Genomic DNA, 15046 nt, shown 5'->3' on the forward strand with positions numbered 1-15046 from the left:
CCGCCTGCAGGATCGTGTATACTGGCCCCGGATCCCTGGCATATGCGCCAGGCAGACAGTCCTCGAGCCGATAAGTCTATACCCGGAGGGTCCTGGCCACTGTTGGTGTGCAGGTCCGGCTTGTACCGGAAAGCCTGAAACAGTGCGGGAACCTCCTCCTTGAACCGTCGGGTTCAGGGCAACTCTGTCAACGCTATGCCGGGAATCCATCCTCTTCATGAGCCTTGAGCAACAAGCAAAGCCGGCCCTGCGCACACAGTTGCGCCGCCAGAGGCAGGCACTTGCCCCGGCTTTCAGGTCACAGGCAGCCGCCGCTGCCGCTGCACTGGCCTCCGGCCTGCCCGGCTGGGATACGGCACAGCACGTAGCCTTCTACTGGCCTGCGGACGGTGAGTTTGATCCGCTGCCGCTGGCCGCCGCCTGTCGACCACGGTGCACTCTCTACCTGCCGGTTCTGGCAGGCGAAAACCGGCTGCTGTTTCGCCGCTGGGATGCAGACACCACGTTCGACGTGAACCTCTTTGGCATCCCCGAGCCCGAATCCGACAATCCTGACCGCGCCGCTGCCGGGCTGGACATCATCTTCCTGCCTCTGGTGGGCTGGCAGAGGGACGGTTACCGCCTGGGCATGGGGGGTGGCTATTACGACCGCACCCTGGCCGGGCAGGAGGCACCATTGAAGGTGGGGCTGGGGTTCAATTGCCAGGAGCTTGAAGGCATGGCGGCAGAGCCCTGGGATGTCGCGCTGGATTATGTGCTGACGGAGACGACCCTGCACCGATGTGCAGGATCAGGGGTTGCCTGAGTCGCCGCTGGAACCGCGGTCGCTTACTCGTTGATGATCAGGCCAGCCTGGAGCTCGGAAGCCGGCGCGGCCACGGTGTCAGAGGCCGACAGGGGTAAAAGCATGGTGACCAGCACACCAATGCCGAAGGCAGCGATGAGGACAAGGATAAAATCCGGTTTACTCTTCACGGCAACACTCTCACATCAGTCATGTTCACATTTTCTTTGGCATTATTTCACAAACAACGCCGAGTCTAGCCCAGCAACTTCCCAAATGAAACCCTTAACCTCACTCAATCCACGCTGTTGCCGGCTCCGGGGGCGTCAACTACCCCAATTTGGGACTGACCCAGATACAGCTGGTAGGCCCGGTTGCCGGTTTCATCCCAATACGGGTAGCCCACAGCCTCCAGCACATCGCGAAATTCCCGACGCTCGGTCCGCGGCACCTGCACACCGAGCAGGATGCGCCCGTAAGCTGCGCCGTGGTTGCGGTAGTGAAACAGGGATATATTCCAGCGCTGACCCAGCCCGGAAAGAAATTTAAGCAGGGCACCCGGACGCTCCGGGAACTCCACCCGGTACACCACTTCATTCTTCAGTTGGGCCGGGGCCCGGCCACCGACCATATAGCGGATATGCAGCTTCGCCATCTCATTGTCGGTCATGTCTTCCGTGGCATACCCCTGCTGCTGCAAATCCTCCAGCAGTTCGGTCAGGTCGTTCCCTCCCGGTACTATTGACAGGCCCAGGAACACCAGGGCGCCGCCGGGATCCGAGTAACGGTAGTTGAACTCGGTGATGTTGCGGCGCCCGAGAGCGTTGCAGAAAGCACGGAAGCTGCCGGGGCGCTCGGGAATGGTCACGCTGATAACCGCCTCCCGATGCTCGCCGATCTCGGTGCGCTCCGAGATGTAGCGCAGGCGATCAAAATTGGTATTGGCGCCGCTGACAATAGCCAGCAGATCCTGGCCCCTGACCCCGGTGCGCTCGACGTACTTCTTCAGGCCCGCCAGCGCCAGCGCACCGGCGGGCTCGGCGATGCCGCGGGTGTCCTCGAAAATGTCCTTGATCGCGGCGCATATTTCATCCGTGCTGGCGGTCACGACTTCATCCACCGTCTCGCGAATCACCCGGAAGGTTTCCTTGCCGATCTGGGCGACCGCACAACCGTCGGCGAACAGACCCACCTCCGGCAGGGTCGCGCGCCGGCCCTTCTGCAGCGCCAGTTGCAGGCAGGCCGCATCTTCCGGCTCCACCCCGATCAGCCGCGTTTCCGGCCACACGTACTTTATATAGGCGGCAACTCCGGCCAGCAGGCCGCCGCCACCCACCGGCACAAAGATGGCATCCGCCGGTCGCGAGAGCTGGCGCACGATCTCCATGCCCACCGTGCCCTGGCCCGCGATCACATCCGGGTCATCGAAGGGGTGCACATAGACCATGGATTTTTCCGCCACCAGTTTCTGCGCATGCACTGAGGCCTCATCGAAGGAATCGCCGTGCAGCACCACCCGGGCACCGCGGTTGCGCACAGCATCCACCTTGATCTGGGGCGTCGTCCGGGGCATCACGATAATGGCCTTGACCCCCATGTGATGCGCGGCCATCGCCAGCCCCTGGGCATGATTGCCCGCCGAGGCCGCAATCACCCCGCAGGCCAGCTGCTCGGGGGTGAGTTTCTGCATCTTGTTGTAGGCGCCGCGCAGCTTGAAGGAAAATACCGGCTGCAGGTCCTCGCGCTTGAACAGAACGCGGTTGCCCAGCCGCCGCGACATCAGCATCGCTTCGTCCACCGGTGTCTCGCGCGCCACGTCATAGACGCGGGCGTCGAGTATGCGCTTGATATAGGACTTGGGCATGGGCACGGCTATCCAGAGTGAAACCAGCGCACCATGGTAATGGAGCCTGCAGCTATTTTCAGCTCCAATGCCCGGCGACAGCAGGTATTTTTCGTGTACTGGCGCTGTCCCTCTCCTATACTGCCGACCACAGCGGCAATAGCGGGAGCATGGCGATGACACAGGACGAACTGAAACAGGCGGTAGCAGCCGCGGCGCTGGACTACATCCGGCCGCATCTGGAGGAAAGCACCGTACTCGGCATCGGCACCGGCTCCACCGCCAACCTGTTCATCGACGGCCTCGCCGCCCTGCGCGGCCAGGTCAACGCCACCGTCGCCAGCTCGGATGCCTCCGCCGAGCGCCTGCGCCAGCACGGTATCCCGGTCTACGAGCTGAATACGGTGAACCAGGTGGACTTTTATATCGACGGTGCCGACGAGGCCAATGAGTCCCTGCAGCTGATCAAGGGCGGCGGCGCCGCCCTGACCCGGGAGAAAATCGTCGCCGCGGTCGCCCGCAGCTTCATCTGCATCGCCGACGACAGCAAGCTGGTGCACACCCTGGGGGCGTTTCCCCTGCCGGTGGAGGTCATCCCCATGGCCCGCAGCCACGTGGCGCGCGAGCTGGTGAAGCTGGGGGGAGACCCGGTGTACCGCGAAGGCGTGGTCACCGACAACGGCAACGTCATCCTCGACGTGCACAACTTCTCCATCCCGCAGCCGCTGGCAATGGAGGCGAAGATCAACAATATCGCCGGGGTGGTCAGCAACGGCCTGTTTGCCCTGCGGCCGGCGGACGTGCTGCTGCTGGGCACCGCGCAGGGCGTGAAAACCCTGCGGGCGCCCTGAGCGGGACCGGTACCCGGTACTAGTGGGCCACTAGAGGTCGAAGATCTTGCCCGGGTTCATGATCCCCCGGGGATCAAACACCCGCTTGATCTGCTGCATGATGGCAATTTCCGCCGCAGACCGGCTGTAATGCAGGTAATCCTTTTTCAACAGCCCCACCCCGTGCTCGGCTGACACGCTGCCCTCGTAGCGCTGCACGATCTCGAACACCCAGCGGCTGACTTCGCCGCAGCGCTGCTGGAACTCGGCCATGGGCAGTGCGTCGGGCTTGAGCACATTGAGATGCACATTGCCGTCGCCGATGTGGCCGAACCAGATGATCTCGAAGTCCGGGTAGGCACTGGTGACGACAGCCTCCACTTCGGCCAGGAAATCCGGGACCCGGGCGATGGTGGTGGAAATGTCGTTCTTGTAGGGGGTCCAGCGGGAGATGGTCTCGGAGATATCCTCCCGCAGACGCCACAGGGCCTGGGCCTGGGCCACGCTCTGGCTCACCACCCCGTCGAGCACCCAGCCCTGCTCCAGACAGTGTTCGAACAGGGCCATGGCCTGCCCCATATCCGCCCCGGTGTTCTGCTCGAACTCCAGCAGGGCGTAGAAATCCGCCCGGGTCTCGAAGGGTCGCTGCAGACCCTGGTGGGCGACAACTTTCTGCAGGGCCAGCTCGGAGAAAAACTCGAAGGCCTGCAGGTCCATGGCTCCCTGATAGCTTTCCAGTACTCGCATCACCGCCGCCATATCGGTCACGCCCAACACCAGCACCGCGAGATCTTGCGGTGGCCGAGTGAGCTGCATGGTGGCCTCAACCACGATGCCGAGGGTGCCCTCGGCACCGATCACCAGCTGTCGCAGGTCATAGCCGGCGTTGTTCTTGACCAAACCACGGTTCAGGTCCAGCAACTCGCCACTGCCCGTCACCAGCTTGAGCCCTGCCACCCAGTCCCGGGTCATACCGTGGCGGATGACCTTGATACCGCCGGCATTGGTGGCAATGTTGCCGCCGATCTGGCTGGACCCGCTGGAGGCGAAATCCACCGGGTAGAACAGGCCCTGCTCCTCCGCAAAGGCCTGCAGCTGGGCAGTTATTACCCCGGCGCCGCAGCGCACGGTGCGGTCGATGGGGTTGAAGTCGGTGATGCGGTTCAGACGGTCCAGGGCGACAACGATTTCGCCGTTGCAGGCCACGGCGCCGGCACTGAGCCCGGTACGGCCACCGGAGGGCACCAGTGCCAGCTGGCGCTCAAGTGCCAGTCGCACCAGCGCCTGCACCTCTGCAATGGACCCCGGCAGGGCCACCGCCGAGGGCGCCGGGGTGTGTACCCGGGTCCAGTCGCGGCCGTACTGGAGCAGGGCCTCGGCGTCGGTGAGGGCGCGATCGGCGCCAACACAGGCCTGCAGTGCAGACAGGATATCAGGGCTGATCGGGGTCACTCGGGGCTCCTGGGCAGACGGGGTCAGGGGGACTCAAAAACGAGCGACCTATGGTAGCATACGCGCCCTCTTTCATACCTGCCCACAATGCAGCAGCTCCGGGAGCAACCACGTTTATGGCGCCCAAGTCGCTTGAGAAAAGCAAGATCAAGTTCCTCCTGCTGGAGGGGGTGCATCCCTCCGCGGTAGAGACCCTGCGCAACGCCGGCTACGACAATATCGAGCTGCACCAGAAAGCCCTGGCGCCGGAGGACCTGAAGACGGCCATTGCCGGCGCCCATTTCGTCGGCATCCGCTCCCGCACCCAACTCACCGAGGACATTTTCGAGGCAGCGCGCAAACTGGTGGCGGTGGGCTGCTTCTGCATCGGCACCAACCAGGTCGACCTGGCTGCGGCCACCAGGCGCGGCGTGGCCGTATTCAATGCCCCGTTCAGCAATACCCGCAGCGTGGCGGAACTGGTCATTGCCGAGGCCATCCTGCTGCTTCGCGGCGTCGCCGCGAAAAACGCTGCAGCCCACCGCGGCGAGTGGCAGAAATCCGCGGTCAACTCCTATGAGATTCGCGGCAAGCGCCTGGGTATCATTGGCTACGGCAATATCGGCATGCAGCTGGGCGTCATTGCCGAGGGCCTGGGCATGCAGGTGCAGTTTTATGACGTGGTCAGCAAGCTGCCCCTGGGCAATGCCCGCCAGCTGCCGAACCTGGAGCAGCTGCTGGCCCAGTCCGATGTGGTCAGCCTGCACGTGCCGGAAACCCGCACCACCCGCAACATGATCGGCGCGACCCAGCTGGCGCAGATGCCCGGGGGCAGCATCCTCATCAATGCCTCCCGCGGCACGGTGGTGGATATCGACGCCCTTGCGGCCAGCCTGGCCAGCGGCCATCTGGGTGGCGCCGCCATCGACGTGTTCCCGGTGGAGCCCCGCTCCAATGACGATGAGTTCATCTCTCCGCTGCGGGCATTCGACAACACCTTCCTGACCCCCCATATCGGCGGCAGCACGGTGGAGGCCCAGGCCAATATCGGGGTGGAGGTGGCGGAGAAGCTGGCCCGCTACAGCGACAACGGCACCAGCACGTCCTCGGTCAACTTTCCCGAGGTGGCGCTGCCGGAACACGAGGGCAGCCACCGACTGCTGCACATCCACCACAATGTGCCGGGGGTATTGAGTGCCATCAACCGGGTCTTTTCCGAGTACGATGTCAACGTCGCCGCGCAGTTCCTGCAGACCAATGAGGCCATCGGTTATGTGGTCATTGATGTCGACGCCGAGTACTCGGATGTGGCTCTGGAGCAGTTGGCGAGCATAGACGGTACGATCCGCAGTCGCGTACTATTCTGACAATCCCGGCGCAATGAGGGTTGAATCATCACCTTGGCAGCCAACAAGAAGAACCAGTTTCTGGCGCACCTGGTCGCGACCCAGGGCACTGCCCTGGAACGCTACCTGGCACGCAAGCTGGACAACCCCGAGGACGCCGCCGAGGTCGCCCAGGAAGCCTTTTTGCGCCTGCACCGGCTGGAGTCCCCGGAGACTCTCGACAACGCCCGTGCCTTCCTGTTCCAGGTGGCCACCAACCTGGCTGTGGACCAGCTGCGGCGGCGCAAGCTGCACCTGCAGTTCCTCAACGGCGAGCGCAACCATGCCGCGGATGGCGAAACCCGGGACCTCAATGCCAGCGGTGCATCGCCGGAGCACATTCTCGGCGCCCGACAGAAACTGGCGCTGATCTTCGAGGCCGTGGAGGAGCTGCCGGGCAACGTGCGCCAGGCCTTCCTGCTGCACCGCCGCAACGGGCTCTCCTACGGGGAGATCGCCGCAGCCATGCAGGTTTCCGTGTCCAGCGTGGAGAAATACATCCTCCAGGCCCTGCAGCACTGCCGCAAACGGCTGGCGGCACTGTACCCGCCGGAAGATGGCGGCTGACCGGCGTAAATATTTACTTGAGGGAACTTCGAGGTTTCTCGTTACACTAACAGCCATAAGACAAGGAGGAGCCCGCTGCGGATTGTCAGTACTGCGATGGCAAAAGGAAACAGCGGTCGGCCGGGGAAGAGATGAACCAGACATTCACACGACAGTTCGAGCAGGACTGCGACGCGGCCACAAGCTGGATTGCACGCTTCCGCAGCGACGATATTTCGGAGCAGGACCACCGGGACTTCGCCCTGTGGCTTGCCGCCGACGCCAGTCACCGCCAGGCCATGGACCTGATGCTGGAGCTGTGGGATGACCTCGGCAGTGTCCGCCACCTGCCGTTCGAGGAGCCCCTGCCCGCAACCGGCACCGGGAGCCGACGGCAGTGGCTCGCAGGGGCCGCAGCCCTGGCGGCAGGCCTGGTCCTCGCGGTCATCGTGTTGCCCCTCGGCAACGATGAAGTCCACTCACAGGAATTCCAGACCGCCCAGGGTGAGCGCGCAACATTTACCCTCGACGACCAGTCCCGCATCACCCTCAATACCGGCAGCCGGGTCGAGGTCGAGTTCAGCGACTCCCTACGCCAGGTCGCACTGTTGCGGGGCGAGGTCTACTTCGATGTGGAGCCCGATGCCGAACGCCCGTTCCAGGTGGAAACCGGCACTGCGACGGTCACCGCTGTCGGCACCGCCTTCAACATCTACCGCCGGGAGGATGCCACTGACATAACGGTAACCGAAGGCATTGTCCGGGTCACGGAACGGGCCCGCGCTGGCCGCAGCCCCCGCTCGGCCATGCTCGAGGCCAATGAACAGTTGCAAGCCTCCGAACGCGGCCTCGACAACAGCCGCCCGGTCGATCCGGCGCCGCTGACGGCCTGGCAGCGCGGCGAGATGATCGCAGACGAAATGCCACTGCTGGAACTGAGCCGCGAACTGGCACGCTATACCGACACCCGCATCGTCATCAGGGACCGTGACGTGGCCAGGTTGACGGTCTCCGGTGTGTTCAACCTCGACCATCCGGACAGTGTGCTGCAGGCCGTTGAGCGCAGCCTGCAACTGCAGGTTGTGCGGCTGGATGACAGCACCGTGCAGTTGCTCAAAGCCCGCCAGTAGGATATAACAAACCCTTTCCGGCGCGCTTTCAGCGGCCGACCCAATTTCTCCTGCTTTTTCAGTAGGTTGCAACAAGCAGACAGGCAGGGTCCGAGAATGCTTGCCGAGTCCCGGGCGACAAGGTGCATTGCGCAGGGTATCGTTTCGGCATGGCTGACGGTAGCCGCAGCCTGCGGCTGGGCGCAGGAAACGCAGCGTAACGGAGCGCCCTCCCATATCTTCGATATCCGTGAAAGCACCCTTTCCTCGGCGCTGATCCAGTTCAGCCGCCAGAGCAACACCCCCATCGTATTCTCTGACCGACTCACCCGGCACCTCCCCGCCCCGGACCTGGTTGGCAGCCTGCAGCGGGACGCGGCCCTGGCACAACTGCTCGCCGCCAGCGGCCTCAACTGGGAACTGATCGACGACCGCATTATCGCCATCTACGCAGTCAACTGCAGCGACGGCCCCTGCGACAACCCCGAGCAGACCAGCACCCGTTTTCCCGTCTACGAGCCCGGCATGGAGGAAACCTACGTCTATGGCAGCAGCCTGACCGGGTCACGGATTCGCCGCAACCCCAACCGCTTCAGCGCCCCGGTGGAAGTATTCGCCCGCTCCGATATCGAGCGCAGCGGGGCCCAGACTCTGGGCGAGCTGCTCAAGTTCGTGCCCGCGGTCATCGGCAACTCCACCAGTACCGCAATATCCAATGGCGGCGACGGTACCGCCACCGTCACCCTGCGCGGGCTCCCCGCCAGCAACACACTGATCCTCATCAATGGCCGCCGGGTCGCCAACGACGGATTGTCCGGCGAGTCCGTGGATCTCAACAGCATCTCGCCCGCCGCAGTGGAGCGGGTGGAAATTCTCAAGGACAGCGCCTCGGCAATCTACGGTTCCGACGCTATCGCCGGCGTGGTCAACGTGATCATGAAGCGGGAATTCCACGGCGTGCTGGCCGAGACCTACTACGGCGAGAGCTCTCGGGGCGATCTCACTACCACCACCCAGACCCTGCAGTACGGCACCAGCTTCCGCGACGGCGGCCTGTTCCTGAGCGCCTCCCATTACGAACAGGAACCTCTGTTCAGCCGCGACCGGGAGGTCTCCCGCAGTGCCGACACGCGCTTCCTCGGCGGCACCGACCAGCGCTCCAGCGCCACCGCGGACGCCCGCGTTGTCCTGCCCGACGGCGAGAGCCTGATCGCCGAGAGCGGAGGCGGCTATCGGCCCACCGGCCCCGACGACCTGTTCAATTTCCAGGCCTTTACCACCGCCGTGGTACCCATGCGCCGCAGCAGTGTCTACACCAGCATCAACCGTGATCTCAATCCCCAGGTCACGGCCACCATCGAAGCAAGCTACCTGCAGACCAGCGCCCGGGCGACCCTGGCGCCGACACCGGTATTCACCGGTTTCGAACAAACCTCCCTGAGCGTGGCGGCAGACAACCCGTTCAATGACTTTGGGCAGGATATCGCCGATGTTCGCCGCAGACTGGTCGAATTTCCCTCTCGCTCGCAACGCAATGAATCCCGTGTTGGCCGGGTCAGTGCCATTGTCGAAGGCCTGTATTCAGACTGGCACTGGGACATGGGCATCAACTGGAGCCGCAGCGAAGCCACCGAATCCGTCACCAACCTGGTGGATGCGGAGCGCCTGCGCCGGTCGCTGGGCCCTGCCGACCAGTGCCGCGGGGCGAGCGTCGATGGCTGCGTGCCGGTGGACATCATGGGACCTGCGGGCAGCATCGGGCCGGACCAGGTGGATTATCTGCGCGTTGACGGCAAGACGACCGGTTACTCATCCCTGTCCAGTGCCGCCATCAACCTGAGCAACGCCCTGCTGAACCTGCCTGCGGGACGGGGTGACCTGGCGCTGGGACTGGAATTCAGGCACGAGGCCACAGCGAAGCGGCCCGATGCGCGCCTGGCCAGCTTCAGCACTATCGGCGCCACCAACTTTGAAGCCACCCGCGGCGATCGCAAGATCATCGAGCTGTATGTCGAGTCCAGGGTGCCGATCTGGAACAGTGCCAGCGGGGGCCGCAGCCTGGAGCTGGAGGCAGCCCTCCGCCAGTCCACCTACAGCGACTTCGGGGCCAGCACCAATCCCAAGCTGGGGCTGAAGCTGCAGCTCGGGCCGTCCATGACCCTGCGGGGCGGCTACGCACGCGGCTTCCGGGCTCCCAGCCTGAACGAGCTCTATGAGGGCAGCAGCGAACAGCAGGCCTTCCTCAGCGACCCCTGCACCCAGGCCGCCAATGCCGGCGTACTGCCCGGCTGCACACAGCAGGCAGACCCCAGTCGCAACCAGTTCCTGACAGTCAAGGGCGGCAATCCGGACCTGGAGGCTGAAACCTCGGATTCCCTCAGCGCGGGGCTGGTCTGGATCCCGGTGCGGATTCCCGGACTGCGGCTGACCGCTGATTACTGGGAGATCAAACAGGATGACGTCGTATCTTCCAGCGCCCAGTTCATCGTCGACCAGAACGCCCGTAACGGCAGTTTTGCGGACAGCATCCAGCGGGACGCACTCGGCAACCTGGTGCGGGTCGAGGCCAACAACATCAACATCGGCCGGCGCCGGATACGCGGCGCCGATATCGGATTCTCCTATCACTTCCCCGACCAACCCTGGGGTCAGCTGTCGATCAGCGGCAACGGCGCCTGGATCCGGGAGTATCTGGCCCAGCAGGATCCGGGGGCGGAAACCATTGACCTCGCGGGCACGTTCCTGGACGAGGCCTCGGAGGGCCTCGGGGGCATCCCCGAGTGGAAGGGCCAGCTCGGCCTGCGCTGGAAGCGGGAGCGCTGGGCCGCCAGCTACGACATTCACCATGTCAGTGCCATGCGGGAGACGCTGCCCGGCAGCAATCTCCAGCGCAGCATCAGCGACTGGACCGTACACGACCTGCAACTCAGCTATGTCTTCGATGTATTCGCCGGACTGCGACTGACCATGGGGGTGGACAACGCCTTCGATGAGCCGGCCCCTTTGGCAGCATCCGCGTTTAACGATAACATCGACGCCCGCACCCACGACCTCAAGGGCCGCTTCTGGTACACCCGTATCAGCCAGCGATTCTGACCCACGGAGCCAATCCATGCGCCACCCCCTCCTCACCTCGATCCTGTTCTGCGCCGCCTTCGCCACGACTCCGGCAATGGCGGCAGACGCCTTTCCCGGCGTGGAAAAACTGATGTCCGCGGAACAGTTCGAGGCTGCGGGCCTGCACAAGCTGACACCCGCGGAGCGGGAGGCCCTGGACCGCTGGCTGGTGAGCTATACCGCCGAAGAGGCGCCGGAGATGCTGCGCAGCAACCCGGAAGTGCGCGCCGCGGAGGAGTCGATCCGCATTGAAGCCAACATCAAGCCGCCCTTCGAGGGCTGGTCCGGGGACACCCTGTTCTACCTCGACAACGGCCAGGTCTGGCGCCAGCGTCTGCGCGGCCGCTACGTCCACCGCGGGGAGGACACCGCCGTGGTGATTGAAAAGAACCTGCTGGGCTTCTACAAGATGACCGTCGTGACCTCCGGCAAGTCCATTGGCGTTACCCGCGTACGCTAGAAAACTGCTTTCCAATCAATATCCTGGCGGCAGAAACTCAGGCGACTTCTGGCAATTTGGCAAGTTCCTCGGCGATTGCGTAAATATGTCACAAAACTGCAAGGAGCTTTGAGGGACACCCCAGTGAAATCGTTTAATGTGCGTCTCCAGTGGCACAAGCCACAGGAAAAGCAACTACATAGCGTACAGGGGTATTGATATGTTGAGGAAAAATCGTCTGACCATGGCAGTTTCGGCTGCTCTGGGCATGGGCGCAGCGGCAGTTCTGCCGCAAGTCGCCACCGCCCAGGATGAGCAGCTGCTGATTGAGGAAGTGGTGGTAACCGGTTCCCGGATCCAGAGAGCCAACCTGGTCTCCGCCAGCCCGGTCACCCAGGTCGATGCGGAGGACTTCAGGTTCCAGGGCACCACCCGCGTAGAAGACCTGATGAAGAACCTGCCCCAGGTTTACTCCAACCAGAACTCGTCGACCTCCAACGGCGCCACCGGCACCGCGACCCTGAACCTGCGCAACCTCGGCGACGAGCGCACCCTGGTGCTGGTCAACGGCCGTCGCCTGCCCGCGGGCTCACCGCTGCAGGGCGGCATCGGTGCCGACATCAACCAGATCCCCGCCTCGCTGATCCAGCGCGTTGAAGTGTTGACCGGTGGCGCCTCCGCTACCTACGGCTCGGATGCGGTGGCCGGCGTGGTCAACTTCATCATGGTGGACGATTTCGAAGGCGTCCAGTTCGACTACCAGTTCAGCCAGTACCAGCACGACAACGATAACGGCCGCCTGCAGGACATCGTTGCTGACTCCGGATTCTCCTTCCCCGATGGCAGCAAAACCGACGGCGACATCCAGAACTGGTCGCTGGTGATGGGTGGCAACTTCGACAACGGCCGCGGTAATGTCACCGCCTATGCCACCTACCGTGAGATCGATGCCGTCCTGCAGAGCGCGCGTGACTACAGCGCCTGCGCCCTGAACAACCCCGGTGACGGCTGCTTCGGTTCCGGCACCAGCGCGGCGGGTACCTTCATTCCCGGCGACGGCAGCGAGGGTGTCTACCGGGTTTCCGGCAACCAGCTGGTCGAGCCCACCGAGGTGTACAACTACGGCCCGCTGAACTACTACCAGCGCCCCGATGAGCGCTACACCGCCGGTGCCTTTGGTCGCTTCCAGATCAACGAGCACGTCGAAACCTACACCGAACTGATGTTCATGGACAACCAGAGCAACGCGCAGATCGCGCCCTCCGGCGCCTTCTTCCTCAGCGTTCCCATCGCCTGTGACAACCCGCTTTTGTCTGACCAGCAGGTCGGCGCCATCTGTGGCGACTACGGCCTGGGCGCAACTGACACCCAGACCGTCGTAATCGGTCGCCGGAACGTCGAGGGCGGCCCTCGGAACCAGGATCTGCGCCACACCTCCTTCCGCGGTGTGCTCGGCTTCCGCGGCGACATCAACGACACCTGGCGTTATGACGTGTCTGGCCTGTACTCCGAAGTGAGCATGGAAAACACCTACAACAACGACCTGTCCAACGCGAAAATCCTCAAGGCATTGAATGCCGTGGTGGATGACGATGGCAACATCACCTGCCAGTCGGTGGTTGACGGTACTGACCCGAACTGTGTGCCCTGGAACATCTGGGAAACCGGCGGTGTTACCCCTGAAGCAGCCGACTACCTGGCGCTGCCCCTGTTCGCACGCGGCACCACCACGCAGAAAGTGTTCAACGCGTTCGTTGCGGGTAGCCTGGGCGACTACGGCATCAAACTGCCTTCCGCCAACAACGGCGTGGAAGTGGTCATCGGTACCGAGTACCGCAAGGAAGAGCTGAACTTCAACCCGGATGAAGGCTTCCGGCTGGGCCTGGGTGCTGGTCAAGGTGGCGCTACCGTTGCTGTTGACGGTGCCTACGATGTCACTGAATACTTCATGGAAGCCAGCATTCCGCTGGTTGAAGGCGCTGCCTTTGCCGAGGAAGTCACCCTGGACCTCGGCTACCGCTACTCTGACTACTCCACCGACGTGACCACCGACACCTACGGTATCCGCGGCGGCTGGGCCATCAACCAGGACGTGAAGCTGCGCGCCAGCTTCCAGCGTGCCGTGCGTGCAGCCAACCTCCGCGAGCTGTTCCGGCCCCAGGGCCTGAACCTGTTCGACATGGATGCGGACCCCTGTGGCGGTCCAACCCCGGAGCGCAGCTTTGAAGATTGTGCCCGTACCGGTGTCACCGCCGCACAGTACGGCAACATCCTCAACTCCTTCGCGGGTCAGTACAATCAACTCGAGGGCGGCAACACCGATCTGCAGCCGGAAGAATCCGATACCTACTCAGTGGGCTTTATCTGGTCGCCGGCATTTGTTGAGGGCCTGGTTCTGAGCGTCGACTACTACACCATCGAAATCGAGAAAGGCATCGACAACCTGGGTGCAGAATTCACTCTCAACCAGTGCCTGGACGGCAACGACTCTCAGTGCGAGAAAATACGCCGCGGCCCCCCTGGGTGACCTGTGGATCGGTTCCGATGTCAACGTCAGCGGCCGGGTATCTGCCCTGCTCGACAACCTCGCCATTGAGGAAGTCAAGGGCTGGGACATCATTGCTGACTACGACGTAAGCATTGGTGACATGGGTACCCTGGCGTTCAACAACACCATGTCCATCATCGACACCTGGGACCAGCAGGAGCTCGAAGGTGCACCGGTTGTGGACTGCAAAGGCAACTGGGGCGGCGAGTGTGGCTATCCCACGCCTGACTTCCGCAACAACCTGCGCGCCACCTGGATGACCCCCTGGGACGTCACCGTGAGCGGCTACTGGCGCCACATCAGCAAAGTCACTGATCTGAACGGCAACCTGAACCTGCCTTCGATCAACTACTTTGACATCGCTGGTTCCTGGGACGTCATGGACGGCGCCTCAATTCGTCTGGGCGTGAACAACGTGTTTGACAAAGAGCCGCCGATCGCCGGTAACGCTGCTGGACCGTCCATCAACGGTAACGGCAACACGTTCCCCGGCATGTACGATGCACTCGGTCGCTACATGTTCGTCGGGGTCAGCGTCAGCTTCTAATCCCGGCTCAGCCAGCCCGCCATGCGGGCTGCGCCCTGGGATTCAAGCATAACCCGGCACCCGTGCCGGGTTTTTTTTTATCAACAGGACAGGCCACCACAATCGACTTTGACCTTTGCCCCAAGGCGGAGGACATTGAATACAAAGCAAGGAGTAATGTATGAGACATTCAATTTTTGCAATCGGCGCAGGCGCAGTTTTTGCCCTGTTGGCGGGCTGCGCCGGTACCACGGGCTCAGATACAACCGCTGGAAATGCCGGAAACACCGCGCAACAGGTTGCCAGCGATGAAGGGGTGACCTGCAAGACCGTGATCAAGACCGGCACCCGGCTGGGGACCAAGGTCTGCAAGAAAGACGAAGTGTGGCAGCGGGAGTCGGATGACAGCCGCGACGCGATCAACGATATCCAGCGCAACAGCGCCCAGAGTGCGGGCCCGTCGGGCGGCTAGTACCGCGGTGCCGCAA

Annotated in this window: 13 protein-coding genes and 1 other RNA gene; 11 read left to right on the forward strand and 3 right to left on the reverse strand. The window is 63.2% G+C overall.

All coding sequences use genetic code 11. The features are described 5' to 3' along the window. Positions 1-29 precede the first annotated feature (29 nt). Together ssrS and RLO07_RS19645 are read left to right on the forward strand one after the other, a co-directional pair. A non-coding RNA gene (gene ssrS, locus RLO07_RS19640) (6S RNA) lies at positions 30-209 on the forward strand. An 8-nt stretch (positions 210-217) separates the two neighbouring features. Beyond that, positions 218-805, forward strand: coding sequence for a 5-formyltetrahydrofolate cyclo-ligase (locus tag RLO07_RS19645; RefSeq protein WP_462293847.1), 588 nt, complete (start codon positions 218-220; stop codon positions 803-805). Between the two features lie 23 nt (positions 806-828). Here the strand turns inward: RLO07_RS19645 and RLO07_RS19650 are convergent, their stop codons facing one another. Together RLO07_RS19650 and ilvA are read right to left on the reverse strand one after the other, a co-directional pair. Then, positions 829-975, reverse strand: coding sequence for a hypothetical protein (locus tag RLO07_RS19650; RefSeq protein ID WP_462293848.1), 147 nt, complete (start codon positions 973-975; stop codon positions 829-831). A 104-nt stretch (positions 976-1079) separates the two neighbouring features. Further along, positions 1080-2648: a threonine ammonia-lyase, biosynthetic gene (ilvA, locus tag RLO07_RS19655; protein WP_462293849.1), complete on the reverse strand. Its 1569-nt coding sequence runs from the start codon at positions 2646-2648 to the stop codon at positions 1080-1082. Between the two features lie 155 nt (positions 2649-2803). Between ilvA and rpiA the strand changes: the two genes are divergently transcribed. Further along, entirely contained in the window at positions 2804-3478 is a 675-nt protein-coding gene (gene rpiA / locus RLO07_RS19660; protein ID WP_462293850.1) for a ribose-5-phosphate isomerase RpiA, read from the forward strand. A 30-nt stretch (positions 3479-3508) separates the two neighbouring features. Here rpiA and RLO07_RS19665 read toward each other — a convergent pair whose 3' ends face one another. Then, entirely contained in the window at positions 3509-4909 is a 1401-nt protein-coding gene (locus RLO07_RS19665; protein ID WP_462293851.1) for an FAD-binding oxidoreductase, read from the reverse strand. 116 nt (positions 4910-5025) lie between these two features. On the opposite strand from RLO07_RS19665, the gene serA reads away from it, so the two are divergent. The 8 genes from serA (at position 5026) to RLO07_RS19705 (ending at position 15030) form a co-directional block, all read left to right on the forward strand. Beyond that, complete coding sequence (gene serA, locus RLO07_RS19670; protein ID WP_462293852.1) at positions 5026-6255, forward strand: phosphoglycerate dehydrogenase; 1230 nt, start codon at positions 5026-5028, stop codon at positions 6253-6255. 33 nt (positions 6256-6288) lie between these two features. After that, positions 6289-6840, forward strand: a complete 552-nt coding sequence (locus tag RLO07_RS19675; protein WP_462293853.1) for an RNA polymerase sigma factor — start codon at positions 6289-6291, stop codon at positions 6838-6840. Positions 6841-6971: 131 nt separating this feature from the next. Further along, on the forward strand, positions 6972-7949 hold the full coding sequence (locus tag RLO07_RS19680; RefSeq protein ID WP_462293854.1) for a FecR family protein: 978 nt from the start codon (positions 6972-6974) through the stop codon (positions 7947-7949). Positions 7950-8045: 96 nt separating this feature from the next. Then, positions 8046-11024, forward strand: a complete 2979-nt coding sequence (locus tag RLO07_RS19685) for a TonB-dependent receptor (protein WP_462293855.1) — start codon at positions 8046-8048, stop codon at positions 11022-11024. A gap of 16 nt (positions 11025-11040) precedes the next feature. After that, the gene (locus RLO07_RS19690) at positions 11041-11505 is read left to right on the forward strand and encodes a hypothetical protein (RefSeq protein ID WP_462293856.1); all 465 of its coding nucleotides are present in this window, start codon (positions 11041-11043) and stop codon (positions 11503-11505) included. 223 nt (positions 11506-11728) lie between these two features. After that, positions 11729-14011: a TonB-dependent receptor plug domain-containing protein gene (locus RLO07_RS19695; protein ID WP_462293857.1), complete on the forward strand. Its 2283-nt coding sequence runs from the start codon at positions 11729-11731 to the stop codon at positions 14009-14011. Then, on the forward strand, positions 13932-14579 hold the full coding sequence (locus RLO07_RS19700) for a hypothetical protein (protein WP_462293858.1): 648 nt from the start codon (positions 13932-13934) through the stop codon (positions 14577-14579). Before RLO07_RS19695 ends, RLO07_RS19700 begins: the two co-directional genes overlap by 80 nt. Positions 14580-14739: 160 nt before the next feature. After that, the gene (locus RLO07_RS19705; RefSeq protein ID WP_462293859.1) at positions 14740-15030 is read left to right on the forward strand and encodes a hypothetical protein; all 291 of its coding nucleotides are present in this window, start codon (positions 14740-14742) and stop codon (positions 15028-15030) included. Positions 15031-15046: the final 16 nt, after the last annotated feature.

Origin of the sequence: Haliea sp. (genome assembly GCF_040221975.1) — a bacterium.
In the GTDB taxonomy this organism is placed as follows: domain Bacteria; phylum Pseudomonadota; class Gammaproteobacteria; order Pseudomonadales; family Halieaceae; genus Haliea.